This is a genomic window from Pacificispira sp. HM-600 (assembly GCF_977993705.1).
In genome coordinates, this window is the sequence record NZ_OZ388079.1 from 2676374 (window position 1) to 2702967 (window position 26594).

The following is a 26594-nucleotide window of genomic DNA, read 5'->3' on the forward strand; positions in this document are numbered from 1 at the left end:
TCGTCAGGCCAGCACGCGCCCGAGATCGTACGCCGAGATCTGCTCGAGCTGATCGAAGCGACAGGATGCCGGATCCCGGTCGGGACGCCAGCGCTCGAACTGCACGGTGTGCCGAAAGCGCATGCCCTCGAGCTGGTCGTAACGTACCTCGAGCACGCGCTCGGGTCGGAGCCGAACGAACGAGACATCCTTCGACGCCGAAAAGCGTGACCGGTCGGTCGCTCCGGTGACCGCATCCCCGGCGTCATCGCGCTCGACGAGCGGCGCCAGCTCCTCCACCAGCTCGAGCCGCCGTTTGTCACTCCACGCGGCGACACCGCCGACGCCCCGCAGCACCCCTGACGAATCGTAGAGCCCGACCAACAGCGACCCGACGCCCTGCCCGCTCTTGTGGATGCGGTACCCGAGGGCCACGACATCCGCCGTCCGCGCGTGCTTGATCTTCAGCATCGTGCGCTTTCCCGGCGCATACGGCTGGTCGAGCGGCTTGGCGACCACGCCGTCGAGACCCGCGCCCTCGAACTCGTCGAGCCAGCGGCGGGCGAGCGAGGCATCCGTTGTCGTCCGGGTCAGGTGGATCGGATGCGGCACCCCGGCCAGCAACGTTTCGAGCCGCGCGCGCCGCTCGGCGAACGGCGCGTCGAGGAGCGTCTCACCGCCGACGGCCAACAGATCGAAAGCGATGATCATCGCCGGGGTCTCGGTGGCAAGCCGCTGCACGCGCGAGTCGGCGGGATGGATGCGCTGCGACAGGGCCTCCCAATCGAGGCGCTGCGAGCCATCCGGTCCGACGGCGACGACGATCTCGCCATCGAGCACGACCGGTTCGGGCAACAGTCGCGCGAGGGCCTCGACCAGTTCGGGAAAGTACCGCGTGAGGGGCTTTGCGCCGCGCGAGCCGAGTTCGACCGACTCGCCGTCCCACGAGGCGATGACACGAAACCCGTCCCACTTCGGTTCGAAACTCAGGCCCTCACGATCCGGGATCGCGGGCACCGCCTTCGCAAGCATCGGTGAGGGGATGTCGTGTGACATGGGTTCCCTCCTGCAGTCCGCGCGGGGCGCGGGTCGAGCATCCGTCCGCTGAGGCTAGACCGCTTCGGACCGTTTCTGGCGGGCCCAACGGGCGGGCTTGTCGGGGCCGTCCCACACCTGGATCGCGCCCCAGACGACGGCGGTGATCGGCACGGCGAGGACCGCGCCCAGCACGCCGCCGAGCACCGTGCCGATGGTCAAGGCGATCAGTACGACGAAAGGATGCAGCTTGAGCGTGCGGCCCATGAGTACGGGCTGGAGGAAGTTGCCCTCGAGCTGGTTGACGAGCACGACGACTCCCACGACGAACAGGGCATTGATCAGACCGTTCGAGACGAGCGCGACGAGGGCGGCAAGGATGCCCGCGAGCGTCGCACCCACGATGGGGATGAATGCAAGAAGGAAGACCAGCACGGCGAGGGGCAGAGCGAGGGGAACCTGCAGGATCCAGAGGCCGATGCCGATGCCGACCGCATCGACGAAAGCGACCGTTGCTGTGCCCCGAATGTAGGAGCCGAGCGTCGAGACCGTCTTGTTGCCGACGCGGCGCGCGCGCGCGTAGTTCGCGCCGCGGAAGGGGCGCAGCATGAACTCCCAGAGCTGCGGGCCGTCCTTCAGGAAGAAGAAGAGCACGACGACGAGCAGGATGAATCCGGTGATGAAGTTGGCGACGATGCCGACGCCGGCGATGGCTCCCGAGCCGAACTGCGCGCTCGTGACGAAGTCCTGGGCGCTCGCGATCCACTCGTCGATCTGGTTCTGGTCGATGTCGAAGGGAAGGGTGCTGGCCCAGTCGAGGACGTTTTGCAGCCCCTCCTGCGCCTGGCTGTAGAGCATGTCCCACTGGTCGCGGACGGCCCAGACGATCAGCCAGCCCACCCCGCCCAGCAGCGCGACGATCGCGAGGAGCGACACGAGCGTGGCGACGATCGAGGGAACGCCGCGGGTCCGCATGAAACGCATGACCGGATAGAAGGCGGAGGCGAGGATCAGCGCCAACACGATCGGGATCGTGACCAAGGTGAGTTGGCGGATGCCCCAGATGAAGCCGATGAGGACGATCACCACGACGATGATCTGGACGGCACGGATCGCGAGCTTGCCGAGCCCGTCCGACCACAGGCTAACCGGGGTCGCGATCTCGTCGATCAGGGCCGAGTCCTTGGACTCGTCTGACGGGGGTGCGCTGCGGCCGAAAAGTCCCATGAAATGAAGGTACCCGCGACCCGCGACATTCCGCCGGACCTTGTGCTCGGCGTACGCGGACGGTAAAAGCTCTTCCCGCTAGACGAACGCGCTCATGCCCGTGATGTCGCGACCGATCAGCAGCGCCTGAATCGACTCGGTGCCCTCGTAGGTGTGGATCGCTTCGATATCGGCGAGATGCTGCATCACGACGTTCTCGAGCAGGATCCCGTTGCCGCCGAGCAGATCGCGCGCTGTCGATGCGATCCGACGCGCGGCCCGCGTGTTGTGGAACTTGGCGAGCGACGCCTGCGTCGGGCGAAGGGCGCCGGATGCCTCGAGGTCGGCCAGGTGACGGCAGTACAGCTGCATCGCGGTCAGTTCGTCGAGCATCTGCGTGAGGCGTTCCTGCACCATCTGGAACTTCGCGAGCGGCTTGCCGAACTGTATGCGCTGTAGGGAATACGACAGCGCGGCTTCGTAGCAGGCCGTTGCGTGCCCGAGCGCCGACCACGCGACACCGGAGCGGGTGGCGTAGAGCACCGTCGAAGCATCCTTGAAACTCTGGGCACCCGGCAGCACAGCGTCGATCGGTAGTCGCACGTCATCGAGGGTGATGTGCGCTTGATGGATGCCGCGCAGCGACACCTTGCCGAGAATCGGGGTGCCGCTGTACCCGGGGCGGTCCTGCTCGACGAGGAAGCAGCGGACCGCGCCATGCTCGGATGCATCGGGGTCGTCGACACGCGCCCAGACGAACGTGATGCCGCCCGAGGCGCCGTTGCCGATCCACTTCTTGGCGCCGCGGAGCACCCACTCGTCGGACTCCGCGTCACGACGAGCCGTCGTCTCGAGCGAGACCGAGTCGGATCCGTGGTCGGGCTCGGTCAGCGCGAAGGCGCCGAGCACCTCGGAGGTCGCGAGGGGGCGCAGCCAGCGCTCCTGCTGTTCGGGACTGCCGAAGAGCGCGAGTGTGCGGAGCGCGAGGCCTCCCTGCACGGCGAGCATCGTGCCGAGCGATCCGTCGCCACGCGAGACCTCCATATTGACCAGGCCCGCGGCGAGGGGGGAGAGGTGCGTGATGTCCGGGTGGTCGATGCCGTCGCCGAGCAGATCGAGTTCGCCGATGCGCCTCGCGACCTCGAGGGGGTACTCGGCACGGTCCCAGGCCTCGCGCATCGTCGGCGCGACCTCGTCGACGAGCGTCTTCGCGCGATCCCAGACGGCGCGGTCTTCGGCGGGGATGTCCGCGAACACCGCGTAGTAGTCGGTGTCGAGGCGCTGGGAGACGTCGTAGTGCGGGACGCGCTCGCCGGGGAAGGTGTCGTTCGATGCCGTGGTGGGTGCGGTGCTGCTCATGCGCTCAACGGTACTCCCACGACATCCGGTTCCACCACGCGCGGTACGGAGTTTCACCTCGCGGCTGTGTCGCTACGAGCCCGAGCGTGCCCGTTGCGCGGCCCGAGCGGGCATCTTTCGCGCGGGATCAGTCGAGCGACGTGCGGATGCGGCGCGCGACCTCGGCCGCGGGCGTTGCGCGCGGGAACACGGCAATCACGATGTCGTCCGCCGCTGCCGGCGCCGGGTCGGGGTGGACCCCGTAGCGACGGAGTGCGTCGTCCAATGCGGCCTGCAACTCGGACAGCGGCACGCGCTTGGTTCCGCGGAGCAGACGCCGCAGCACGTGATTGTGCAGGGCTGTCACGAGAGCCGCGAATCCGACCGCGTCGAGCGGATCGATGCCGGGCAGGGCCGACCGCAGATATTCGTCGAACAGGCGCTCGTATCGGAAGACGGTCACGATCTCGCGGTCCCGAAGCGCCGGTACCTGCCGCACGATCTCGTAGCGGCGACGCGCGACCTTCGGGTCGTTCGCGAAGTGCCGGAAGACACGCTGGGTTGCCTCGCAGACCGCCACCCACGGATTCTCATGGCCGCGTTCGAGCCAGGTGCGGAGGTCCGCGAGCAAGATCTCGTGATCCGCGAAGACGACATCCTCCTTGCCCCCGAACTGTCGGAAGAAGGTGCTGCGGGAGACGCCCGCGGCGCGCGCGATCTGCTCGACCGACGTCGCTTCGAACCCCTGCTGGGCGAAAAGCTCCAGGGCCGCGGCGACGACGACGGTGCGCGCGGCGGACGGTGACGGTGTCTCGCTCATGTCGATAGCAGCCTAGACCCAATACCGTTCAATTAGTGTGTGGCGCGGTAGTTTGGGGGTATGCCCCGTTCTGGTTGGAGGAAGCCCGTCTCGGATCGGCAGTTGCCGGATCTGGGTGTCGGTGGGTCTGCTGATGAAGGTGTTCCCTGCTGATGTGGTCGACGCGGTGATCGCGGAGTGCGGCAGGACGGTGGCAATCCCCTGGAACCGTGGAGACGTGATTTTGTCTGATGCCCATGCCTTGCTGGCATCCCGCTCGTGGCCTGTGCTCTCGCCCGGAGCGGGGGTCAGGGCTGGCCGGAGGCCACCCGGAGGGCTTGGCCTTGACGCCCGTAGTACGACTCGAGTTCGGCCCGCGAGAATCCCATGCACCGATCCTGCCGCGGACGCGTCGATGCACCCTCAGCCGGCGAGCTGACCGCGGCGCCGCGTGAGGTACGCGACCTCGGCGGAGTTGCCGATCGGCACACCTACCGATTCGCACCACCGTTTGCATCAGGTCCGCCGTACCGAGCCGACACTCAGCTCGCCGCACCGGTGGAGGTCTCCACCCAGCTCCCACCGACGTCTGTTGAGGCGTAGACGACAGCCCGGTCCCCGGTGAGAGTGCCCGCGTAGAGGATGCCGCCGTCCTCTGAGCCCTGATCCACCGATGAAAGGGGTGTGGGGGCGGCGTGTTAATGCCGAAATGTCCTTCTGACGCGGGAAAATACTGGTGATTGAAGCCGTATTGACCCTGGCCGGAAGGACATCTCGTAGGTGAAAGCATCTCACAGGATCACGCCGGTGTTCGATGACCCGAATCTGGTGTCGCATGCCGGCTTGCTGCCGGTGCTCGCACTGGCCGAACGGGCCGGGCTGTCCGAGCTGCTGGCTGAGCACTGGACGGTGCCCTCGCCGAACCGGGTGATCAAGGCGCGGACCGTGATCGGCGGGATGCTGGCCGGGGCGGACAGCATCGACGATCTGAACGTGCTGCGCGCCGGGTCGATGGCCCGGCTGATCGGGCAGGTGCGGGCACCATCGACGATGGGCACCTTCCTGCGGAACTTCACCCACGGCCACGTCCTCCAGCTCGCCGCGGTGAACCGGCGGCTGCTGACCTCGCTGGCCGCCCTGGTCCCGGGGCTGGTCGGGTCGGGCGGGCCGGTGCTGGTGGACATGGACGACACCATCCGCGAGTTGCACGGGTATCAGCAGCAGGGCGCCGCGTTCGGGTACTCCAAGGTGAAGGGCCTGAACGCCCTCGCGGTCACGATCTCCACCGATTCCAGCGCACCGGTGGTCGGGGAGTTCTCACTGCGCCGCGGGAACGTCAAAAGCGGCGACAACGCCGCCTGGCACCTCGCCCGAGCGCTGGGCACCGTCGAATCTGTCGCACCGGGACGGGACGTGCTGGTCCGCGGCGATTCGGCGTTCTGCACGTTCGAGAACGTGCAGCAGACGATCCGCTCGGGAGCATGGTTCTCGTTCACGATCCCGCACTGGCCGACCGTGACCCGCGCGATCGCAAGCATCGCCGAGGACGCGTGGATACCGATCAGCTACCCGCACGCGATCCCGGACCCCGACACCGGAGAACTGATCAGCGACGCCGAAGTCGCCGAAGTCTCGTTCACCGCGTTCACCTCACGCCGCAAGGACGAGCAGGTCACCTGCCGGCTGATCGTCCGCCGCGTGAAACGGCTGAACCAGCACGCCCGGCATGGGCAGGACACCCTGTTCGACACCTGGCGGTATCACGCGTTCATCACCAACAGCACCCTGACCGCGGTCGACGCCGACGCCCGTCACCGCGGCCACGCGATCATCGAGCAGGTCATCGCCGAACTCAAAAACGGACCCCTCGCCCACCTGCCCTCCGGGAGCTTCCCCGCCAACGCGGCATGGCTCGGCTTCGCCGTCCTCGCGTTCAACATCTCCCGAGCCGCCGCCCACGCCGCCGGCACCAGCACCGCACGGATGAGCACCATCCTGCGAACCCTCACCGCGGTGCCCGGCAGGGTCGCATCCACCGGCAGGCGTCTGATCCTGCACCTCCCCAAGCGATGGCCCTGGCAGCAGGCATGGGCTCGGCTCTGGGAACTCGCGACGGGGACCTCCCCACCCGCGAACGCCTCCGCCTGACAACCCCAGCCCACCACGGGCGCGACCGGAACCCAAGTGGAACGAACGGGATCACGAGGCCCGCCACTCACACACGCCCCACGGCCACCAGCAGGCCAGGAATCCAGTCACACGCCGATACTCCACCCAATCGGTGGATCAGGGCTGAGAACGCCACGGCGGATGCTCCGGTGGGGAGGGTGATGGAGCTCCAGGTCGCGCCTCCGTCGCTCGTGACGGTGCCCCCGGACATGCCCACCGAGACGATCCGATTGCGGTCCCGCGGGTCCCAGGCCGCCGCCATCGGGCCCTCCGCTCCCCCAAGCACGGTCCAGGTCAGTCCGCCATCCTCGCTCAGCAGCAATCCATTCATCATGTCGGGCGCGACGAGCCGCTGCGAGTCATCGGGATCGACCAGGATCGTGCCCATGACGCTCTGCCCCACTTGCGGATTCCGGACCTCCCAAGCGTCCCCGCCGTCGGAACTCGCCAGCAGACCGGCCTGCGTGGAGGCGAGGTAGACGGTGTCACCCGCGGCGCCGATCCCGTGGACGTCGGATACGGCGTCCTGACCCGTGCGGAGCGTGAAGCTCTCGCCGTCGGCCGAGGAGTAGAGGCCAGGGTGCCCCCCGACGAGAAAGCCGTCGGTTGTCTCGGCCCAGCCCATGGGATCGCCCCCCTCCAGACTCTCGAGCTGGGCCCAGGTCTTCCCCCCGTCGGCGGACGCCGCAGCCCCGTCATGCCCGCCGACGAAGAGCCCGCCACCGGTCGCAGCCAGCACGTGCAGGTCTCCGCCCACATAGGGGGCCGGAGACGCTTGCTGCCCCGCACCTCCGGCGACGAGGGCACCGGCTACGGCGGCTCCCGCGACCGCGACCGCAGCCCCGCCGACAACCCATGGAAGCACTCGCCGGCGTCTCCTGCTCGCTTCGGTCCGTTGCGCCCGTGCAAGCGCTTCCCTGCCTGCAGCAGCCCTGGTCTGTGTCACCGCAACACCCTTCTGCCCGCGATTCCGCGGCACCTTCGCAAAGTCTCGACATGCTTCCCCGCCGACTCGGAATGCGGGGCGGCTGGACAAGCGCCGGTCTATATCCTAACTTGCTTGGGAGATGTTGCGGGACTGCAGACGCGAACGGCGTGGCTGCAGGGCCTTAAGATGCGGTGCAAGGACGCAATCGCCGACCGCATCGTCGAGGAGCACCTTCGCAGCATCGACGGCGTGATCTGCAACAACATCACCGCGCTCTCCGCTAATCGCGCCCTGCTCTCGCAGAACATGCTCTCCCAGCTGCGAAACCTGGTCGAAGGCGTCGCCGTGCTGATCCACACAAAGGACGACTCCACCGAGCATGACTACGCCGCCATCGAGGCTGGTCTCGCGTTCATGAAGACGCAGGGCCAGTTCGGTTTCTCAACCGCTTCTACCGGCTGCTCCAGCCGAGTGCTTCTCACTACACATTCGATGGTGACTGCTCCGAGCGCTGATGATCAAGTACTACGAGTACCTTCACCGTGTTCGCGACCTCCTCAGCAGGACTTATGGGCTCGACGTATTGCACAACTTAGAGGATTTTCCGGTCGACCTCGACCCTGCGCTGCGGGAATATCACCAGAAAATCGTTCGGGGTCGAGCTCATCTGCCAGGTCCTCCGACCGGCAGTGAGAGGATTCCTGACCTCACGCGGCTTCCGCGCCGCGGTGAACCGAACCCCATCCGCCAGGCCGCTGCAGGACGATCTCCTGGTTCCCGAGATCGCCCGCCTGCATGCGGAGAACTACGGCGTCTACGGGCGCCGAAAGATGGATGCGCTGATGCAACGACAGGGCTGGTCAATCGGGCGGGACCAGACCGAGCGACTCATGCGGAAGGCCGGTGTCCGCGGGGTGCGCAAGTTGAAACGGGTATTCACAACGAAGTCCGATCCCGCCGCGCAACGGCCGACGAATCTCGTCAATCGCAGGTTCAACTAGGGGCCGCACCGCGGAAGACGCGGCTCGGCTCGTCGGGTGGAGCCGCGCGACGCTGTACCGGCATCAGCAAACGCACGCGTCACGCGCCGCGACGATGTAGTGGTCTTGGATGGCGAGGAGCGGTGGCGGATCCTTCGGCTGCATGTCGAAGACCAGATCCCCCTCGCCGTCCTCGCCCGGGATTCCGGGATCAGCGCAAGAACACTTCAACGCTGGCACCAGATCTACCGCGACGGCGGCCCCGCAGCGCTGGACCCTCATCCCCGGAGCGACCAGGGAGTGCGACGCACACGGCCCGAGACCGTGGCGTTCATCGAACGCCTGGCTCTGACCAAACCTCGCCCCGCCCTCGCTACCCTCCATCGCCTCGCCGCCGCAGATGCGACGCAACGAGATCTCCCTGCGCCGAGCTACTGGAAGGTCAGGGAGATCGTGTTGGAACTTGACCCGGCCCTGGTCACGCTCGCGTTGGAGGGGCCGGCGTCGTACCGGGACAAGCACGAGCTCGTGTTTCGTCGCCGCGCCGAGCACCCGAACCAGACGTGGCATTCCGACCACACCGAACTCGACATCCTCATCGTCGGTGCCGACGGGAAACCTGTTCGGCCCTGGTTGACGACCGTGCTGGATGATCACTCCCGCGCGATCTGCGGCTACATGGTGTTCACGGGTGCACCCTCCGCGATGAACACCGCCCTCGCACTCCGGCAGGCGATCTGGCGGAAGACCGACCGCGCCTGGGCGATGTGCGGGATCCCCGACGTTCTCCATGTCGATCACGGCTCCGAATTCACCAGCCACCACCTAGCTAGAACGCACCGCCATCGCGCTGCACGTCCGGATCATCCATTCCACGGTCGGTCGGCCGCAGGGGCGGGGGAAGGTCGAGCGATTCTTCCGTACCGTCGACTCCGAGCTTCTGGCAACATTGCCCGGGCATCTGAGCCGTGGCACCAGGAACCCGAAGCCAGTCAAGCCCCTATAGGGTCGAGCTCATAGTATGTCGACACAGTCGAATACCGTGGTTTCCTACCGCCGAAACGAGCGGACAATCCACGACGCATAGCGGGCGTTCTTCGGTCCGGCCCAGGGCACGGGCCGAAGGTGCTCGGGGCGTCATTCGGCGGCTCCTCGCACTCGAGGGTAGGCGGGGTGGACGCGTCGTTGGCCGGTTTGCGCAGGGACTCATCATCCGGGAAGTCCCGCCTGTCAGCCGGCCACGAGCGGCTACGGAGTCCACGCGGTGGACCATCGCCGATCCCCAGACGTCTGCGCGACTGCCCAGCCCAGGCCATCGAGATGCAGTCCTAAGGTGGTTCGGATATAGTGTGAGAAATTGTCCAAGCCGCCATAAGGATGACGTGCGCACGATCGCTGCTGTTGATGTCAAAGCGGGATTGGGCATGCCATCCGGCCGGAAATGCAGGGCACTCCCCTCCGTTCCTTCAGTGGTGGCGGGGCATGCCGACTCACTGTCGGGCGGCGTCATCCACCTCGCCGCGATCGCCGTAGAGATCCAGCGCACACCCGTTCTTCGCGGGCTGGATCTCACTCTTGCGCCCGGGCAGATCACGGGGATCACTGGGGCAAACGGATCCGGCAAGACCACCCTGCTGCAGCTGGCGGCGACCCTGCATCGTCCGGCGGCCGGAGCAGGTCGCATCCTGGGTGCGGATCTGCATGGCGTCGTGCCGGCGGATGTCCGTCGCTCTATCTGCCTAATCGGTCACGAGGCGGCCCTGTACCCGCAGCTCACACTGCGGGAGAACCTGCGGTTTGTCGCAGCGGTGTTCGGGCAGCCCCGACAGGTCGCGGACGCCGCATTGGACACCGTCGGCCTCGGCCGCGCCGCTGACCGACGGGCCGGCCACTGCTCGCACGGCATGCTGCGACGCGCCGATTTAGCGCGAGCCCTGATGAGTCGGCCGTGGCTGCTCCTGCTCGACGAACCCCACGCCGGACTGGACTCTGCTGCCGCCGATCTCGTGGAGTTCCTGATCGACGACGTGCGCGGCCGAGGTGGTGCGGCCCTCATCGTCTCCCACGATCGTGCGCGGCTGGTGCCGCTCGTCGACGACATCGCGGAGCTGGCCGACGGAAGACTCGTTTCAGCCGGAGCACTACCGTGACCGGTAAGCTCCGGATGTGCACGGCGATCGCCGGCAACCGCTTGCGGCTGGAACGTCGGGCCGGTGAGGCCCTGCTCGTGATCGCCCCCTTCGGGGCGATCGCCCTGCTGATTATCCCGATGGCGGTCGGAACGGATGTGCCGTTGCTGCGGCAAGTCGGGCCGGGGATGTACTGGGTGGTGCTGCTGCTCTTCGGTGTGATGGTCATCCTCCGGCAGAGCTCGCACCAGACCCCTGCCCAAGCCCGCCTGCTCACACTCGCCGGTGTCCCCGGCGCGGTCCGGATGTTAGGCAACGCCATCGCGACGACGGTGCTGCTGCTCGGATTCGGCGCTGTGCTGGCACCGGTGGCGGTCCTGCTGTACGACCCGGTGCTGGCGGGCTGGGCCTGGTTCCTGGCGCTGCTGCCCGGTGTGGCGACCGGCCTGGCCTTGCTCGGTGTGATCGCCGATACGCTGGTGCACTGGATCCACGTCCGCAGCACACTCGGGCCCCTGCTGATAGTTCCGCTGGCGCTTCCCCTGCTGCTGGGGGCGACACAGGTCCTGGAAGCGGTCGCCTTCGGGCGCTCGCCGCTGCCCTGGTTGCTGCTCATCGCGACCGTCGATCTGATCCTCTTGCTGGCAGTGCTGTTCGCCGGCCACTTCCTGGAGTAGCTGCATGAAACGTGTTCTCGGCAAGATGCTCTCCCCGGCTGCCGTCATCGTGACGATCGGCGGTGTGGTCGCCGCGCTCATCGCTCCACCCGATCGGCTGCAGGGGAATCTGCAGAAGCTGATGTACGTGCACGTGCCGGCGGCCTGGCTGGCCTATCTAGCCTTCCTGCTGACGCTGATCGGCAGCATCGGATGGCTCTGGCGCCGCACCGAGCGCTGGGACCGGCTTGCGGCGGCCGCCGCCGAGGTCGGTGTATTCTTCACTGCGCTGACGATCGCCCTCGGCGCCATCTGGGGTAAGCCGGTGTGGGGCGTCTGGTGGACTTGGGACGCTCGCCTGGTCACCACCGCCCTGCTGCTGTTCGTCTACCTGGGCTACCTCGCTCTGCGGCGCGCGATCAGTGACCGCTCCGACCGGGCCCGCCGGGCGGCCGTGTTCGGGATCGTCGCGTTCGTCCTCGTGCCGGTTGTCCACTTCTCCGTGCTGTGGTGGAGGACTTTGCATCAGCCGCCCACCGTGCTGCGCCCGGGGGATCCGACGATCGACCACACCATGCTGGCGGTGCTGCTGCTCAACATCGTTGCCTTCACCCTGCTCGCGGGCTGGCTGCTCCGGCAGCGGTATCGCCTCGGTGTAGAACTCGATCAGCTCGAAGACGCGGTGGCAGCGCATGACTGGAAACTGGCCGGCCAGTCGATCGGTGCACCACAGCTGAAAGGACCGCGCTCTCATGTCTGAATGGTTCTGGGTGGGTTGGGGATTTATCACCGCCTACGGCTCTATCCTCGGCTACTTCGGCGTGCTGCACCTCCGCCGCGCCAGGCTGCGGCGAGAGGCGGAGCGCCCACGATGAAGTATCGGCTTATCGTGATTCCGGTGGCCGGCGCCATTCTGATGCTGGTCGGATTCCTGCTGTTCGGCAACCTGAACCAGAACCTGGTGTACTACCTGACCCCGACCGAGGCGGCGGCTCAGAAGAGCTCCGCGCCGGCGGGAGAGCGATTCCGGCTCGGCGGACTAGTAGCGGAGGGCAGTGTGGTGCGCACGGACGAGGAGACTCGGTTCACCCTCGTCGACGACGGCGCGGCGATACCGGTGCGGCTCACCGGCGCCCCCCCGCAGCTCTTTGCCGCGGGTATCGGGGCCGTGGTTGAGGGCAGCTGGCGTGCCGGTGCCTTCTACGCCGACACGGTGATCATCAAGCACGACGAGGAGTACGAAGAGTATTCGGTGCCACAGGACAGTGCGGAATATTCGACCCGAGCGGTGACACCGTGACGGCGGCGGTGGGCTGGACCGCCGTAGTCCTGGCGCTGGTCAGCTCCCTGTCACTCACGGTGCTCGGCTGGCGGGCCCAGCGCCGACCGGACGGACCGGTGCGGCTGGGTCAGCTTCGACTCGCCGTCCTCGGGATGGTGGCCGGGGCCGTGGTCGCGTTCGGCGCGCTGGAGTTCGCACTCGTCACCGACGACTTCTCCGTCTCCTACGTCGCGGAGAACTCCGCGCGGGCTACGCCGCTGCTGTTCAAGATCACGACCGGCTGGTCGGCGCTGTCCGGCAGCATCGTGCTCTGGACACTGGTGCTGGCCGGTTATACAGCCGTCGTGCTCCGGCAAGTGCGCAGCGTCGAGGACCGGCTGGGCACCGGTGCGCTAGCCATCATCGGCGTTGTTGCCGCGTTCTTCTTCGGGATGATCGCCACCGTCGCGAACCCGTTCGGCATTCTCGCCGACCCTCCCTTGGACGGACCCGGCCCGAACGCTATCCTCCAGAACCACCTGATGGTGCTCATCCACCCGCCCATGCTGTACCTGGGACTGGTCGGGTTCACCGTGCCGTTTGCGTTCGCGATGTCCGCCCTGCTGATCCGCGAGGGCGGAGTCGGCTGGCTGCGCCGCACACGCCGCTCCAACCTAGTGGCGTGGACGTTTCTGACCGGTGGACTGGTCTACGGCGCGTGGTGGTCGTATGAGGTGCTGGGCTGGGGCGGCTACTGGGCCTGGGATCCGGTTGAGAACGCCGCCCTCATTCCCTGGTTGCTGGCCACCGCTTTCATCCACTCGTCTGTCGTGCAGGTCAAGCGCGGCATGCTTCAGGCATGGAACTTCGTCCTCGTGATCGGCACGTTCTCGATGACAATTCTCGCCACCCTGCTGACCAGGTCGTCCTTGATCGCCTCGGTGCATAGCTTTACCCAGTCCGGCGTCGGCCCGGCTCTACTCGGTTTCTTCGTCCTCGTCGCGGGCGGCGGCTTCGCGCTATTCGCGCTCCGCGGCGAGCAGCTCGCCTCGAACCGGCATCCGGAATCAATCCTCAGCCGCGAGGGCGCGTTCGTCACCAACAACGTCATCCTCACCGTGTTCGCCTTCGTAGTGCTGCTCGGCACCGTGTACCCGGTCTTCGTCGAGGCCTTCAGCGGTGCGCAGGTGTCGGTGGGGCGGCCCTTCTTCGACCGGATGGCAGTGCCGCTGGCTTTCGCGCTCCTGCTGGCGATGGGGATCGGTCCTTTCACGCCCTACCGGCGGGCCGATGCGGCGGTGATGTGGCGCCGACTGCGGGTCCCGCTGCTGATCGCCAGTGCGGTCGCGGCCGCTCTCGTTCTCAACGGTGTGCGTGCGGTGCCTGTCGTCCTAGTCGCGTTCCTGGTTGCGGCGATTATCAGCGGGAGCATCCGGGAGCTGATCACCTCGGTTCCTGCGCTACGCCCGAGGCCGATGCTGCGGATGATCGTCAAGCGCCGGGGTTACTGGGGCGGGCAACTGGCGCATCTCGGAGTGGCGCTGTTGGCGCTCGGGATCGCCACCTCGGGAACCCTCTCGGACCGGACGAGCGTCATGCTTGAGCGCGGCGAGTCAGTGCAGTTCGATGGCTATACGGTCACCTACGAGGGCTCGTTCGAGCGGGTCGGCGGCGACCGGACCGCGACTATCGCACGTATTGTCTTCGAAGCGGACGACAAAGTCGAGTTCCGCGCCGAACCAGCACTGACCCAGTTCAACAACCAGGTGCAGGCGGTGGCCACGCCGTCGGTGTGGAGCACCCCGAGTCGTGACATCTATGTGGCGTTGTCTAGCCTGGAAGCCGACGAGATCGGGCTCAACCTCTACCGCTACCCCTACATGTGGTTGCTCTGGGCTGGCGGGACGCTGATCATGGCGGGGGGCGCGTGGGCACTCGGCCTCCGGCGTCGTAGTGGTGACGGCGGCACTGACTCCCGGCGGCAAGCAGATGCCGTGGTCGAGGGGAATCCTCATGCGTAACGGGCGTCGGCAGTGGGGGCTGGCCGGGCTCATCCTCGTGCTGCTCGCGGTCGCTGCGGCGGGGCTCTTCGGGGGGAATGCGGTTGAATCAGACCGCGCCCTCGCGCTTGAGCAGCGACTGCGCTGCCCGGTCTGCAAGAGTGTGTCGATCGCGGAGTCGCCGTCGGAGACGGCGACATCGATGCGCCGGATCGTCGCCGAACAGGTGGCCGCCGGACGCACCGACGAGCAGGTCATCGGCTACTTCACCGAACGGTATGGTGCGTGGATCCTGCTGGATCCCCCGGTGGAGGGGCAGACTTTCCTGCTGTGGCTGCTTCCGGCGGTGGCGGCGGGCACCGGCGTCGTCGTTCTGGCGACGAGAAGTCGGCGCCCGGTCGTCGACCCGGCCGAGTTGATCGGCACCGATCGCGACAGGGTGCAGGCGGCCCTGGCTGACTACCGGTGGCGTGCCGAGGAGGAAGAACCGTGAGCGGCGGCCGCCAGGCTCTGGAGCAGCGCCGGGATCAGGCGCTCCGGGACCTGCTGGAGCTAGAGCAGCAGGTCGACCGCGGTGAGCTGTCACCGGAGACCGAAACCTCCTTGCGCAGTACGTACGAGAGCGAGGCGGCGCGCGCGATTGCGGAGATCGAACGGCTCTCCGCGCACGATTCCGGGGAGACCTACGATTCGGAGCCCGGTGAGGACCGCGAATCCGGTGAGGACCTTGGCGAGGCCGATGAGCTGAGGGCCAGTCGCGGACGGCAATTGCTCCAGCCGCGCATCCTGCTCTACTCCCTCGGACTCCTTTCGGTCGTCGCGGCAGTGCTGCTGCTGCCCGGCAACCTTCTCGACCGGCCGGAAGGGGGATTCGTGACAGGAAACGAGGCACTGCAGAATCCGCTCGGTACCAGCGGCGGCGATGCCCCAACCGCGGCGGAGCTGGATAACGTCACCAACGAGGAGATGGAAGCGGTCGTCGCGGCGAACCCGGACGTGATCGGGATGCGCCTCGCGCTCGCGGACCGCTACGCCGCGGAAGGGCGCTACGACCTTGCTTTCGTGCACTACCGAAAAGCACTCGAGCGGGAACCAGGAAATCCCGCCTCGATGGCGCGTCTCGGCTGGTTGATGCTGCAGGTCGGCGATCCGGCGGAGGCGGCCCGGCTGGTCGATCAGGCGCTGGCGGCGGAACCTGAGTTGATGGAAGCGCTGTGGTTCAAGGCGAACATTCTGCTCTATGGGTTCGAGGATCAGGAGGGGGCCATCACCGTGCTCGACACCCTGCAGAAGCGGACGGACCTCGCCGCCGGTGTGCGGGAGCAGGTCGAGGAGTTACGGCGAATTGCGTCCGGCGAGGTCGTGGGCGGAACCGGATGATCCGGTCGCGTGCTACGGAGGCGACGATGTCGGCCTCCCCGCCACCGCGACGACGACGCTGGCTACGGTGGAGCGCCGCCCTCGTCGTCGTGGCCGCGGTCGGGATCGGAGCCCTTTTCGGGGCCCGGCTGGACCGGGACAATACCCTCGTGTCCACACCGCTGATCGGAGAGCCAGCACCCGAGCGCCAACTTCCCTATCTGGAGCAGGACGGTTCGGTCTCACTGAGCGACTTCCAGGGCGACGTAGTGGTGGTCAACTTCTGGGCGTCGTGGTGCGTGGCATGCCGTGAGGAACATCCCTCCTTGAACGCGGCCGCCGCCGCGTACCGGGACGCCGGGGTGCAGTTCATCGGCGTGGTGTACCAGGACCAGAAATCGACGGCGACCGCCTTCTTGGACGAGATGGGCCGCGGGGAGGACTACCTCTATGTGAGCGATCCCGAATCGAGACTGGCGATCGACTTCGGCGTGTTCGGCGTTCCGGAGACCTTCTTCATCGACCCGGAAGGACGGATCGCGGCAAAGATCACCGGGGCATCGACCCTGCCGCTGCTCAGCGGCGTACTGGACGAGATGCTCGCGGGCGAACGTCCTGACCCCACCATCTCCACCGGACCGGTGCAGGACGCGCCGGACGAGTAGTGTGCATCCAGTCAGATTGGCGGCCATCCCACCTTGGCATACCAGCTGAGCATCGAACTCATCCATTCTGTCCACAGACCGCTCATCACCGCGAGGCCCATCAGGACGAGCACGACGCCACCGGCGACCTCAAGCTTGCGAGTGTGCCGGCGCAACCAGCCGATTCGGGCGTTCCCACGCGCGACCGCCACCGCGAGTCCGAGGAAGGGCAGCCCCAGGCCCAGCGAGTAGGCGGCCAGGAGAACTGCCCCCTCGAACATCGATTCCGTGCTCGCGGCGGTCACCAGTACGCTGGCCAATACCGGCCCGATGCAGGGTGTCCAGCCGAACGCGAAAGCCGCCCCGAGCGGAGCCGCAGAACGTGGGCCCCGGCCGAGCTTCGAGAGGTCGAAGCTGAGCTGTCGCTGCAGGAGCGGAATCCGCAGTGCACCGGCGGTCACCAGGCCCATGATTACGATGAATGCACCACCGGCCAGCTCGAGCAGCCGCCCGTTCTGGGCCAGCAGCAGCCCCAGGCCCGACGCGGTGAGGCCCAGTGCGACGAACACCACCGAGAATCCGAGCACGAATAGGCCGGCGCCCGCAAGCACCTTCGATTTGGCCACCACGGCACCCGAACTCGCCATGCCGGAGACGTAGGAGATGTAGCCGGGCAAAAGTGGCAGGGTGCACGGTGCCGTAAATGACACCACCCCGGCCACCAGCGCCAGTGAGGACAGCGCGAAGAGCTCCAAACTCACCCACTCCTCTAAGAACCGATCGAGCCCACCACGCCGATGCTCCGAAAGTCTTCCGCCACCCGGAACGGCAGTATGAGCCAGTCTACGGTCCGCAGTCACCCAGGAACCGATGAGAGCGTGCAGTCGCGGGTCGTCTTGAGCGCTGGCAAGGCGTCTATTCGCTACCCATTCGCTCCAGGCTCGGGCCGATTCACGTTTACGACGTCATCTGCTTTATCTGAACCCGCTCCAAGGAGCGGTCGTGCTTGGCAACAGGTCGGTGCCTCGCTGCCGACGGCGTGCGGGGAGCCGGTCGTGATGGCCTCGTCGGTGGCGTGGTGCATGACGGTGGTCAGGTCGGTCGCGAGCTGGTAGGCGTCGGCGACCGGGAGCACCTGCCCCTCGGGATGGTCGGCCAGCCAGTCGGCGGCATCCTCATTGGAGGTGAAGAAGTGGACCTGGTTGCAGAAGGAAGACCGGATCGATGCGCCGTCGGGGTTGAGCACGGACACCACGGCGGTGGCCGGCCCCACGCGGGTGACGCGGTCGGGCTCGACGGCGATCGTGATCGGTTGCCCGCTGGCTGCCGAGACGGACTCCACCCGGGCGGCGCGCTCGAGCAGGGTCGGGAAGATCAAGGTGTCAAGGGCGCACCAGGTGTAGAGCTCCTGGCCGTCGACTGTCAACCGGTGCGGAGTGGGTCGCAGGGTGAGACCTTGGCCGACGATTCTGCCGGCGTCGTCGTATTCGGTATCCGGCACGGCGGCGAGCCGGGCACGGACCTCGGTGTCGCTGAGGCCGGCGGCCGCGGCCAGATCGGCGACCTCGACGGGCTCGCCGTGGGCGAGCAGCTTCAGAAGCGGGATCAAGACGACCGGGTCGAGGCCGTTCTGGCCGGAGTCGGCGAGCCGCTCCAGGAGGCGTCGGCTGGGGGTGTCATGGGGGGCGCTCATCGGTGTGTCTCCTTCTCTGATCGGAGTGCTTGCGCGTCAGGCGCAGCAGGACAGCTTGCTGACGTCAGTGGTGAAGGATTGGCAGGCGATCTTGATACCCTCCGCCATGGTCAGGTAGGGCGCCCAGGCATGGGCGACCTGGTCGGCGGTCATCTGTCCTTCGAGGATGTAGACCCCGGCGGCGGCGAACTCGCCGGCGTCCTTGGCGACCGCGGTGATCCCGAGGATCCGGTCGCTCTCGGCATCGCGGACGACCTTGATGAACCCGCGGGTGTCCCGGTTCACCAGGGCCCGGGACACGTAGTCGAGCGGCAGCACCCGGCAGTCGCACCGATACCCGGCGGCGATGGCCTCCCTCTCGGTCATCCCGACCGCGCCGACCGCGGGGCTGGTGAACGTGACCCGGGGCAGGTGGGTGTAGTCGATGGTCCGGCCGACGCCGGTGAAGGCGTTGTCGACAGCCATCGCGCCGTGCGAGGCCGCGACGTAGACGAACTCGGGGTGCCCGGTCACATCGCCGGCCGCCCAGATCCGCGGGTTCGAGGTGGCCAGGCCGTCGTCGACCATGATCGCCCCGTCGAGGCCGGTCTTGGCCTCGATGACGTCCAGGTTGAGCGCGTCGGTGACCGGATGGCGGCCCATAGCCACGAGCACCCGGTCGGCCCGGAACTCACTCGTGCCCCCGGACACCGTTGCCGTGGCCACGACCTGCCCTGTCGGGTCGTCGCGCCTGATGGCAGTGACCTCGGCACGGCGTACCACCCGGATGCCCTCGTCGGCGAACACCGATTGCAGCAGCTGGGACACCTCCGGCTCCTCGCGGGAGGCCAGGCGGGAGCGCACCAGCATGGTGACCGTCGCCCCGAGGTGGGCGAAGAGCTGGGCCAGCTCCAGGCCGACGTCGCCGCCGCCGAGGACCAGCAGTGAGTCGGGCACCTCGTTTAGTTCCATCGCGGTCGTGGAGGTCAGGTAGTCCACCTGCTCCAGGCCGGGGATCGGTGGGATCCACGGCTGGGCACCGGTGGCGACCAGGTAATGCTCGGCCTCGATCACCTCACCGCTGCCGTCCGGTGCCATCACTCGGAGAAGCGGCGCATCCGGGGTGCCCGTGAAGGTCGCCGCACCCTGCCGGATCGGCCAGTCGTAGGCCTCGGCGATGTCGACGTACTTCGCCGAACGCATCGACTCCACGAGCGACTGCTTGCCCTCGACGAGGGTGGGCATATCCACCGAACCCGCGTCGGCATGTATCCCCGGGAACCGGCCTGCGGCGTCGGCAGCGGTGTAACGTGCCTCGGCCGCAGCGATCAACGCCTTGGACGGCACGCAGCCGGTGTTCACACAGGTGCCACCGACCGTGCCACGCTCGATCATCACTACCGACTTGCCCAGTCCACGCGCGCGGATCGCGGCCGCGAACGCCGCTCCGCCTGAGCCGATCACCGCGAGATCAACCCTCGTGCTGCTCATCCAAATTCCTTTCCGATCAGCTTGAGAACTCCCTCGATGCCCCCATTCTGGACCTTCCAGTATGATGGAAGGTCAAGCCCTAGCTCGGAATTAGGAGATGCCATGCGGATCGGAGAGCTCGCCGACGCGGCCGGCACCACTACGAAGACCCTGCGGTTCTATGAAGAACAGGGCCTCCTCCCCGAGCCCGACCGCACGCAGTCCGGCTACCGTGACTACAGCTTGGAGTCTGTCGCCCGTATCGACTTCGTCCACCGCGGACAAGCTGCGGGCCTCACCCTCGCCCAGATCCGGCAGGTGCTCGACATCCGCGACGGCGGCGACGCTCCTTGTGAGCACGTCCGCGGCCTGCTCGACCAACGCTTGGCGGACATCGACGCCCAACTACAGCACCTCGTGTCGCTGCGCGAGACCCTCGCCGAACTGCGCGCCGAGGCCACTTCCATCGACACGGAGAGTTGCGCGGCAAACCAGATCTGCCAATACCTGTAGCGAAAGACGCCGTCCTGACACACCTCAAGGCGAGGTGGCCAGAAACCGCCTTGCAACCCCACACCATGGCTCGACGACAGATTCGACGTGGCAATCCGGCAACCCCGAGCCCGCGCCAGCAAGCCCGTGACGACGGGCATCGGCCCCCACCGCCATCACACCCAGGTGGTCCTCGCTTAGATTGCCACCCCGGGTCTGAGTTCAGTTGACATTCTCGCCGGCGGCTGGCGGAGGAGAACGCGTTCTTGAAAAAAGCCGCGGCTTCTTCGCGAGGGAGCAGAAGTGAGCGAGAAGTTCACGCTGATGCACGCGGAGAAGGCCTTCCACGCGGTCGAGTTCATGGCCCGGCTGCTCGGCGTGTCCCGCGCCGGCTACTACGCGTGGGTGGAGCGTCAGGGCACGTTCTCGGACCAGGCAGCGCGGCGTGCACACCTCGGGGCGATGATCCAGGACACCCCATACCGAATCGGATCAAGGCTCAGCTGGACCAGCCTCGGCGGGCCACAGGGAGCCATGGTGGTGACTTGGGATCCGGCCGACACCGACGAGATCGTCGTCGTCGGCATGAACTGCGCAGCGCGCAGCACCGACGGCGGGACCGGCTGGGAGGAAATCGCCCCCCAGCGACCAGCGCCGTGACCCTCTCGGTTGACGGCGGAACCTCTGCGCTGGCGCGCTCCGTCGAGCCCAAGCTGAGATCCGGTCGGAGGACGGTGGCACCACCTGGACGCCCACGATGTGACCACCTACCCGGGCGCATGCAAGCGGTGCGCCCGGCAATGTGAGACGCCGGAGCCGCCTTTATTGCGCCGTGCGGCAGGCCCGCTCGCACGCCAGCGGGAGGCAGGTTTGCGTCGCGTTATGACGCTCCTCGAGACCTCAACCGGACATCCCCCCATCGCTGAGCAGCGCACCGAGCGCCTGACGACCGCCGCCGCCTCGTGGGGTGAGCGGATCTCGGCGGACCCGACCGCGGCAGAGCTGACGTTCCGCGTGAAGGCGGAAGGCGAAGGCTCGGTCGCCTCGCGGGTCACATCGGGAAAGCACACCTTCGCGGTCGATGAGCCCGCCGCGCTCGCGGGGGACGATGCCGCGGCGAGCCCGGTCGAGTATGCCCTTGGCGCCCTGCTGTCCTGCCAGGTCGTCGTGTACCGGCTGTACGCCCAGGCGCTCGGCGTTCAGGTCGACGGCATCGCGATCGAGGCAGAAGAGGACCTCGACGCACGAAAATTGTTCGGGATCGAGGAAGGCGTGCGCGCCGGCTTCACGTCGGTACGGCTCGATGTCCGGATCTCCGGTCCCGAGACGGAGGAACGCTACAAGGAACTGAAGGACGCGGTTGACGAACACTGCCCAGTTCTCGACGTCTTCGCGAACCCGACCCCGGTCAGCATCACCGTCTCGAAGGCCTGATCCCGGGCCATCCGCCAAAGACACGCGGGTGGTATCAGTGCCAGCGCTGCCACATTTTCTCTTGTTCGACCCGCTACAGACCGTCCCGCCGTGTCTGGTACTCATCCGAGTCGATCTCGCCACGCGCGTATCGTTCGGCGAGTATCCGCCGTGCCGCGCCACTCCCATCGGCGGCCGCGGCTGAGGTGCTCCCCTGACTGCGAACCATTCTGACAATCAGCAGCACCAGCAGAACCAGCCCCGCGATGAGCAGGAGTGCGAGCAGGATCGTCCACACCCACATCCACCCCATACCGCCCGTCCACCCCATACCGCCCATACCGTCCATCGACATCATCTCTCCCATCATCTCGTCCATCATCGACATCATGCCGTCCATCCCGGACATGCCCTCCATCCCGGACATGTCCGACGGCGAGGGCGTCGGCTCGGGCGTCGGCGTCGTCTCAGAGTCCATCATCTGTTTTCTCCTTCTTTCGGGGTGTGATCACGTAGGCCTCAGGCGCCGGGCGGTTGCCGCAGATCGCTTCGACCGTCGGTGGAGGGCGAAGCGGATACGAGGTCATCGTCGACGTCAGAGTGAACATCTGGTGTCCGCGCCTCTGCTGAGGGTGCTGCAGCATCGGGGTCGCGCCCGGGAAGATAGACGCTCGTCTCCGGCCCCAGTCTGCGACGGCTCTGCACGATGATGAAGACGACCCCGAGGAGGGCAACAGTCATTGCGGTGACCATGTTGATCTTGACACCGCCCAGCAGGAACTCGGTCGGGTCGAGGCGCAGGTCCTCGAGCCACGTCCTGCCGATGCCGTACCAGACGAGATAGAGCCCGATGGCCTTGCCCCAACGCAGGTGGAACCTGCGCTCGGCGGCAAAGATGACACCGGCACCGATGAAGTTCCAGATGAGCTCGTACAGGAACAGCGGATGGAAGAGGGTGTCGGCGGGGAGCCCGGCTGGGAACGCGGGGTTGGTCGGGCTGACCTCCAGCCCCCAGGGAAGGGTGGTGGGGGCGCCGAACAGTTCTTCGGCGAAGTAGCAGCCGATCCGCCCGATGCCCTGGGCGATCAGCAGCGCAGGCGCGAGCGCGTCGGCGAAAGATAGGAAGCGGATGCCGGCCCGGCGACACCCGATGTAGGCTCCGAGCGCGCCGAAGATGGCCGCGCCGAAGATGGCGAGCCCGCCCTCCCAAACGAAGAAGATCTTCGTGAGGTCCGCGCCGGGGAAGAAGTAATCTCCCGGGTGAGTCACCACGTGGTACAGGCGTCCGCCGACGATGCCGAAGGGCACCGCCCAGATGGCGATATCGAGCACCACGCCCGACGGGCCACCGCGTCGCTTGAGTCGCCATGAGGTGAGCCAGATGGCCACTGCGATCGCTGTCAGAATGATCAGGGCGTAGTACGTGATGTGGATCGGCCCGAGCATCAGAGACTGCCCCGGGGGACGGGGGATACTGGTAATGAAATTCACGGCGTGGCTTTCTGTGCGTCATTCGGGTGGGAATCGGCTGGCGTGGAGGCGGAACGACCGACAGGGGATTCGGTGCCCGGCTCTGGCCGGAAGCGTTCAGTTGCACTGGCTGCACTGGCCAGGGCTCAACCGGCGAAGACGAAGACTGTTGGTGACCAGGAGGACAGAGGAGGAGGCCATCGCGGCTCCGCCGATCAGCGGCTTCAGGAGGCCCGGCATCGCGAAACGACCCGTGCCTTCGCAGTCGCATAGTTCACGGCCACGCCGACTCCCGGAATGCGATTGAGCTTCTTCGATCCGTATCTCACCGGATGCGCAGGTCATCCAGTCGCCGCGGAGTTCGACTCGTTCCGTGTTCACTGGTCTCCTTTCGGCGCAATGCGGCATGTTGCGGGCATCGGTACTGGTCTCGAATGGCATCAGTATTGGTCTCGAATGGAAGAGATCCGAACTCCCCGGCGACCCGCACCGACTCGTCCCACTGCCCGACAGCGAGTGAAGAGGGGGAACGGTTCGGCGGCGCCTTATAGGCCACCGCGCCCGTTGGAGGGCGACGGGCTCGAGTCAGGTTCGGCCGGGTTCTCGGCCTGCCGGAGCTGTTGCAGCTCTTTCCTCGCGGCCCGAAGCTGATCCTCGATGCTGGGCGACGATGCCGAAGCGCAGCAACCGCTCCCAGTTGAGCTGTCCATTCGTGCTGTGCCCGGCGCCTTCGCCGAGGAATGCATCTTTCGCATCGGACGGATGCAGACGAACCACATCAGACCGATCCCCGCTGCCGCTGCGGCGAGGGTGATCAGCACCTCCGGGGTCATGCCGAGGTGTGCTTGTCAGCGCGCGAGGCGGGGGCGGGGTGCCGCTCGTCGAAGGGGGCAGGTGCGGGTCGCAGCGCGGCGATCTCTGCACGCAGCTTGGCCAGCTCCTGTTCCTGGTCCGCGCTTGCGTGCGGCTTTGCGCTGTTTCCACGCATCATGAACCACATCATGGCGCCCATGACGAGCGGGCAGACGAGGACGAGCAGGAGGTACGACAGTTCCACGAGATGACCCTTCTGGTCAGTTGGAGGTGATATCGGCAGGGGTGAGAACGAGCAGCTGCGTGCGGAGCGCGCTTGGAAAACCGGACGTGGGCGATCAGGCCGCGCGCGACCATGAGGCGATGGTCGGTGGCGAGTCGACGGCCCGGTCGCTGCGCAAGTCGACCTCGTCGACGCGGGGTAGTGGGATGTCTTCATCGAGCTCGGCGAGCGGTTGCTTTCTGTCGGCGCACCACGTGCAGTCGGGCTGAATCAGCAGGATCGGGTTGATCACGTGACTCCCTCCTTCAGGTCGCTGAGTAGCTGCTCGACAGGAACGTACGTGGTGTAGTCGGGACACCGCCGTAGTGGGCACTCCACGGGATGGTTCCATTCGGCCCGACGAGGCAAGCGGTAACCGGCATGCCGCCGAACAGTACCTCGTCCATACACTCCGTTCGTGGCCCGCTCGGCAAAGAATGCAGGTGGGACCAATCTACTAAGGAGTTTAGGAGATAGGAGGACGTTTGTCCAGTCGGTCGTCGCACTACCGACGCGACGAGCGGAGCCGCCGGGTCAGGCGGTCGTGGTCGCGCTCGCTGCCCCGATCGAGTCGGCAGGGCAGATGGGGTGCTGTGCGGCCACCGCAGCAGGTCCGCTGAGAATCACCAATGGAAGCACCAGGGCAGCTGCGACGGCGGCGGAGCCGACCGCCCCCTGAGTTCGGCTGATCCGGTTTCGGGGTGGGATCAGCCGGCGGACGCGGGCGGCGGCATCATTCCCTACTCCGAGTGCGACACCGGGAGTGGCGCGCGGCGCACCACCGGATGTCACCAAGAGCAGAGCCTCGGCCAGAGTAAGCCGATCAGTCTTGACGCTCGCGATGTCATCGGCACGCAATTCCACCAATCGTGTGGTCTCCGTGGTTGCCGTGCGGAAGATCCTCAGGAATGGGAATGCGGCGGCGATCGCAGCGGAGAACAGCAGGACAAGATCGTGGCGCTCGCGCAGGTGGGCACGCTCATGTGCCAGCACCGCCCTGAGCTGACGATCGTCGAGGTTGCCGAGCGCGGCCCGCGTGATGACGGTACGATGGCGGCGCCCCGGGAGACAGTACACCATCGACTCGTCGGACTCTAGGATGACGAAACCATGCCGATGATCTGGCTGTCCGACGATGTCGAGGGTCCGGCGGTGGCTGTCCCGCTCCCTGACCATTCGCCGCGTCGCGATGGTGAGGGACCAGCCGATGCGTCCAGTCACGGCCAGGGCGAGCGCGACACCTGCTGCCCCGCTGGCGACGCCGCCGGTAGAAGCGTACTGCTCCCGGAGGGCCATGAGACAGGCGTTCAACCACTCTGCAAGGTTGCCAGTGACCGGCACTGTCGGGACGGTGAGGGCGACGCCCGCCAAGACGACGGAAGTGAGGATGCTCACGGTGGTCACCTGCCAGGCGATGATCGCCAGTCGTGGCGCACGGTCCACCCATGCGGCCGCCCGCAGCAACCGCGGGACCGTGGCCGCAATCAGCAGTGCGTAGCCGAGCAGGGTCAGTGCGGCGGTCATCCGCGCTCTCGCTGTTCTCGTGCCGAACCCAGCATGCGGCGCAGCTCATCCACCTCATCCGGCTGCATCCGCTCGACGAACCCTACGAGGGCCGCCGTGCTGTCATCGCTCAGGGCGAGGGCCTCGCCAACCAAGCCCGAAACATATTCATCGCGGCTCGCCGCCGCACCGTACCGGAATGCCCGGCCGTCACGACTCTTTGTCAGCCAGCCCTTGCGGTGCAGGATCTCCATCACGGTCTGCACCGTGGTGTACGCGAGCTCGCGTCCCATGCGGTCCAACACGTCGCGCACCAGCAGCGGCCGATCGGCATGCCACACCGCATTCATGATCGCGCTTTCGAGATTCCCGAACTTGGGCAACCGAACTCCTCACCCCTCGTCACTCTGGGCCATGCCGGATGATCAGGGATTACATCCTACTCCTGGCCGCGTTAGCAAGCGCGCGCTCTGCGCTGCGCTGACCCGCTCGCGCTCTCGGTTTGCTGTCCCTGCTTCACTGTTGCTCCGACGCCTATTGCGCACCGCACCGGGGATCTCGGGGCTGCCGTGAGAGTACCTGTGTTGTAACCTCCCCTGAAGATTTCGGACAGCGGGCTCTCCGAGTTGAGGATGAGGGCGCTACCACAGAGGGCAACATGTCGATATCGCGTAGGCGACTACCAGAGGTGAAGAAGAGAGCTTGCCTTGGAGCGAACTCCACGTCCACGGCAGTTGGGAGGGGGCGGACAAGTGCATACGACCGGAACGGGAAGGCCGATTTCCTCGACGTGATGAAGAGGGTGCCCGCGCCTACCCGGTGAACGACTCTGTGTGGTCACGGACAATGACCACACCCACAAGCACCAACACATCAACGACTGGCTCCCGGAGAATCCTCGTATCAGGATGCACTTCACGCCGACCTCAAGGGTAATGGAAAGCAAACGCGTTGACACCCATGGGGGGTAAGGGTATAGCGGCTGGGGCACCCACCCTAAACGGAGAAGCCATGAA

Annotated in this window: 27 protein-coding genes and 2 pseudogenes; 15 read left to right on the forward strand and 14 right to left on the reverse strand. The window is 66.7% G+C overall.

All coding sequences use genetic code 11. The annotated features are described in order from the left end of the window. Positions 1 to 3: 3 nt before the first annotated feature. The 4 genes from ACXZ1E_RS12860 to ACXZ1E_RS12875 all read right to left on the reverse strand — a co-directional run bounded on the left by ACXZ1E_RS12860 (position 4) and on the right by ACXZ1E_RS12875 (position 4378). Positions 4 to 1035: an ATP-dependent DNA ligase gene (locus ACXZ1E_RS12860; protein WP_458040868.1), complete on the reverse strand. Its 1032-nt coding sequence runs from the start codon at positions 1033 to 1035 to the stop codon at positions 4 to 6. A 54-nt stretch (positions 1036 to 1089) separates the two neighbouring features. Beyond that, positions 1090 to 2241: an AI-2E family transporter gene (locus ACXZ1E_RS12865; protein ID WP_458040869.1), complete on the reverse strand. Its 1152-nt coding sequence runs from the start codon at positions 2239 to 2241 to the stop codon at positions 1090 to 1092. Positions 2242 to 2319: 78 nt separating this feature from the next. Continuing rightward, a complete protein-coding gene (locus tag ACXZ1E_RS12870) occupies positions 2320 to 3579 on the reverse strand; it encodes an acyl-CoA dehydrogenase family protein (protein WP_458040870.1) in 1260 nt (419 codons plus the stop codon). 127 nt (positions 3580 to 3706) lie between these two features. Continuing rightward, a complete protein-coding gene (locus ACXZ1E_RS12875; RefSeq protein ID WP_458040871.1) occupies positions 3707 to 4378 on the reverse strand; it encodes a TetR/AcrR family transcriptional regulator in 672 nt (223 codons plus the stop codon). A 60-nt stretch (positions 4379 to 4438) separates the two neighbouring features. On the opposite strand from ACXZ1E_RS12875, the pseudogene ACXZ1E_RS12880 reads away from it, so the two are divergent. After that, positions 4439 to 4568 (forward strand): annotated as a pseudogene (locus ACXZ1E_RS12880) (IS4 family transposase); the annotation flags it as partial. A gap of 569 nt (positions 4569 to 5137) precedes the next feature. Then, positions 5138 to 6505, forward strand: coding sequence for an IS1380 family transposase (locus ACXZ1E_RS12885; RefSeq protein WP_458040660.1), 1368 nt, complete (start codon positions 5138 to 5140; stop codon positions 6503 to 6505). 67 nt (positions 6506 to 6572) lie between these two features. On the opposite strand, the gene ACXZ1E_RS12890 is transcribed toward ACXZ1E_RS12885, so the two are convergent. Then, positions 6573 to 7391, reverse strand: a complete 819-nt coding sequence (locus ACXZ1E_RS12890) for a WD40/YVTN/BNR-like repeat-containing protein (protein WP_458040872.1) — start codon at positions 7389 to 7391, stop codon at positions 6573 to 6575. Positions 7392 to 8182: 791 nt separating this feature from the next. Between ACXZ1E_RS12890 and ACXZ1E_RS12895 the strand changes: the two genes are divergently transcribed. The 10 genes from ACXZ1E_RS12895 (at position 8183) to ACXZ1E_RS12940 (ending at position 16504) form a co-directional block, all read left to right on the forward strand. Next, on the forward strand, positions 8183 to 8455 hold the full coding sequence (locus ACXZ1E_RS12895; protein WP_458040873.1) for an IS3 family transposase: 273 nt from the start codon (positions 8183 to 8185) through the stop codon (positions 8453 to 8455). Positions 8456 to 8491: 36 nt separating this feature from the next. Beyond that, entirely contained in the window at positions 8492 to 9454 is a 963-nt protein-coding gene (locus tag ACXZ1E_RS12900; RefSeq protein WP_458351961.1) for a DDE-type integrase/transposase/recombinase, read from the forward strand. Between the two features lie 452 nt (positions 9455 to 9906). Further along, positions 9907 to 10584: an ABC transporter ATP-binding protein gene (locus ACXZ1E_RS12905; RefSeq protein ID WP_458040874.1), complete on the forward strand. Its 678-nt coding sequence runs from the start codon at positions 9907 to 9909 to the stop codon at positions 10582 to 10584. Continuing rightward, complete coding sequence (locus tag ACXZ1E_RS12910) at positions 10581 to 11240, forward strand: heme exporter protein CcmB (RefSeq protein WP_458040875.1); 660 nt, start codon at positions 10581 to 10583, stop codon at positions 11238 to 11240. Before ACXZ1E_RS12905 ends, ACXZ1E_RS12910 begins: the two co-directional genes overlap by 4 nt. 4 nt (positions 11241 to 11244) lie before the next feature. Continuing rightward, complete coding sequence (ccsA, locus tag ACXZ1E_RS12915) at positions 11245 to 11979, forward strand: cytochrome c biogenesis protein CcsA (protein ID WP_458040876.1); 735 nt, start codon at positions 11245 to 11247, stop codon at positions 11977 to 11979. Positions 11980 to 12117: 138 nt separating this feature from the next. Next, positions 12118 to 12519 carry a cytochrome c maturation protein CcmE gene (locus ACXZ1E_RS12920; RefSeq protein ID WP_458040877.1) on the forward strand — a complete coding sequence of 134 codons (402 nt, stop codon included), beginning with the start codon at positions 12118 to 12120 and terminating at the stop codon, positions 12517 to 12519. Positions 12520 to 12668: 149 nt separating this feature from the next. Next, positions 12669 to 14501: a heme lyase CcmF/NrfE family subunit gene (locus ACXZ1E_RS12925; RefSeq protein ID WP_458040878.1), complete on the forward strand. Its 1833-nt coding sequence runs from the start codon at positions 12669 to 12671 to the stop codon at positions 14499 to 14501. After that, positions 14494 to 14973, forward strand: coding sequence for a cytochrome c-type biogenesis protein (locus tag ACXZ1E_RS12930; protein WP_458040879.1), 480 nt, complete (start codon positions 14494 to 14496; stop codon positions 14971 to 14973). The genes ACXZ1E_RS12925 and ACXZ1E_RS12930 overlap by 8 nt, the downstream gene beginning before the upstream one ends. Further along, on the forward strand, positions 14970 to 15860 hold the full coding sequence (locus tag ACXZ1E_RS12935; RefSeq protein ID WP_458040880.1) for a tetratricopeptide repeat protein: 891 nt from the start codon (positions 14970 to 14972) through the stop codon (positions 15858 to 15860). The genes ACXZ1E_RS12930 and ACXZ1E_RS12935 overlap by 4 nt, the downstream gene beginning before the upstream one ends. Positions 15861 to 16009: 149 nt before the next feature. Further along, positions 16010 to 16504 carry a TlpA family protein disulfide reductase gene (locus ACXZ1E_RS12940; RefSeq protein WP_458040881.1) on the forward strand — a complete coding sequence of 165 codons (495 nt, stop codon included), beginning with the start codon at positions 16010 to 16012 and terminating at the stop codon, positions 16502 to 16504. Positions 16505 to 16515: 11 nt separating this feature from the next. Here ACXZ1E_RS12940 and ACXZ1E_RS12945 read toward each other — a convergent pair whose 3' ends face one another. From ACXZ1E_RS12945 to merA, 3 genes are all read right to left on the reverse strand, one after another. Next, the gene (locus tag ACXZ1E_RS12945) at positions 16516 to 17244 is read right to left on the reverse strand and encodes a cytochrome c biogenesis CcdA family protein (protein WP_458040882.1); all 729 of its coding nucleotides are present in this window, start codon (positions 17242 to 17244) and stop codon (positions 16516 to 16518) included. Positions 17245 to 17405: 161 nt separating this feature from the next. After that, positions 17406 to 18176, reverse strand: coding sequence for an organomercurial lyase MerB (merB, locus tag ACXZ1E_RS12950; RefSeq protein WP_458040883.1), 771 nt, complete (start codon positions 18174 to 18176; stop codon positions 17406 to 17408). Positions 18177 to 18212: 36 nt separating this feature from the next. Continuing rightward, entirely contained in the window at positions 18213 to 19646 is a 1434-nt protein-coding gene (gene merA, locus ACXZ1E_RS12955) for a mercury(II) reductase (RefSeq protein ID WP_458040884.1), read from the reverse strand. 102 nt (positions 19647 to 19748) lie between these two features. Here merA and ACXZ1E_RS12960 point away from each other — a divergent pair, with 102 nt between their 5' ends. The 3 genes and pseudogenes from ACXZ1E_RS12960 to ACXZ1E_RS12970 all read left to right on the forward strand — a co-directional run bounded on the left by ACXZ1E_RS12960 (position 19749) and on the right by ACXZ1E_RS12970 (position 21551). Then, entirely contained in the window at positions 19749 to 20138 is a 390-nt protein-coding gene (locus ACXZ1E_RS12960; protein ID WP_458040885.1) for a heavy metal-responsive transcriptional regulator, read from the forward strand. A gap of 218 nt (positions 20139 to 20356) precedes the next feature. Then, a pseudogene (locus ACXZ1E_RS12965) lies at positions 20357 to 20588 on the forward strand (IS3-like element ISGmo1 family transposase); the annotation flags it as partial. A 411-nt stretch (positions 20589 to 20999) separates the two neighbouring features. Then, a complete protein-coding gene (locus ACXZ1E_RS12970; protein WP_458040886.1) occupies positions 21000 to 21551 on the forward strand; it encodes an OsmC family protein in 552 nt (183 codons plus the stop codon). Between the two features lie 73 nt (positions 21552 to 21624). Here ACXZ1E_RS12970 and ACXZ1E_RS12975 read toward each other — a convergent pair whose 3' ends face one another. The 6 genes from ACXZ1E_RS12975 to ACXZ1E_RS13000 all read right to left on the reverse strand — a co-directional run bounded on the left by ACXZ1E_RS12975 (position 21625) and on the right by ACXZ1E_RS13000 (position 25961). After that, positions 21625 to 22011, reverse strand: coding sequence for an SHOCT domain-containing protein (locus ACXZ1E_RS12975; RefSeq protein WP_458040887.1), 387 nt, complete (start codon positions 22009 to 22011; stop codon positions 21625 to 21627). A gap of 38 nt (positions 22012 to 22049) precedes the next feature. Continuing rightward, positions 22050 to 22976 carry a prolipoprotein diacylglyceryl transferase gene (gene lgt, locus ACXZ1E_RS12980; protein WP_458040888.1) on the reverse strand — a complete coding sequence of 309 codons (927 nt, stop codon included), beginning with the start codon at positions 22974 to 22976 and terminating at the stop codon, positions 22050 to 22052. A gap of 853 nt (positions 22977 to 23829) precedes the next feature. Beyond that, on the reverse strand, positions 23830 to 24057 hold the full coding sequence (locus tag ACXZ1E_RS12985) for a hypothetical protein (RefSeq protein WP_458040889.1): 228 nt from the start codon (positions 24055 to 24057) through the stop codon (positions 23830 to 23832). A 94-nt stretch (positions 24058 to 24151) separates the two neighbouring features. Continuing rightward, a complete protein-coding gene (locus ACXZ1E_RS12990) occupies positions 24152 to 24328 on the reverse strand; it encodes a hypothetical protein (protein ID WP_458040890.1) in 177 nt (58 codons plus the stop codon). 281 nt (positions 24329 to 24609) lie between these two features. After that, the gene (locus tag ACXZ1E_RS12995; protein WP_458040891.1) at positions 24610 to 25599 is read right to left on the reverse strand and encodes a M56 family metallopeptidase; all 990 of its coding nucleotides are present in this window, start codon (positions 25597 to 25599) and stop codon (positions 24610 to 24612) included. Further along, entirely contained in the window at positions 25596 to 25961 is a 366-nt protein-coding gene (locus ACXZ1E_RS13000; RefSeq protein WP_458040892.1) for a BlaI/MecI/CopY family transcriptional regulator, read from the reverse strand. Before ACXZ1E_RS13000 ends, ACXZ1E_RS12995 begins: the two co-directional genes overlap by 4 nt. Positions 25962 to 26594: the final 633 nt, after the last annotated feature.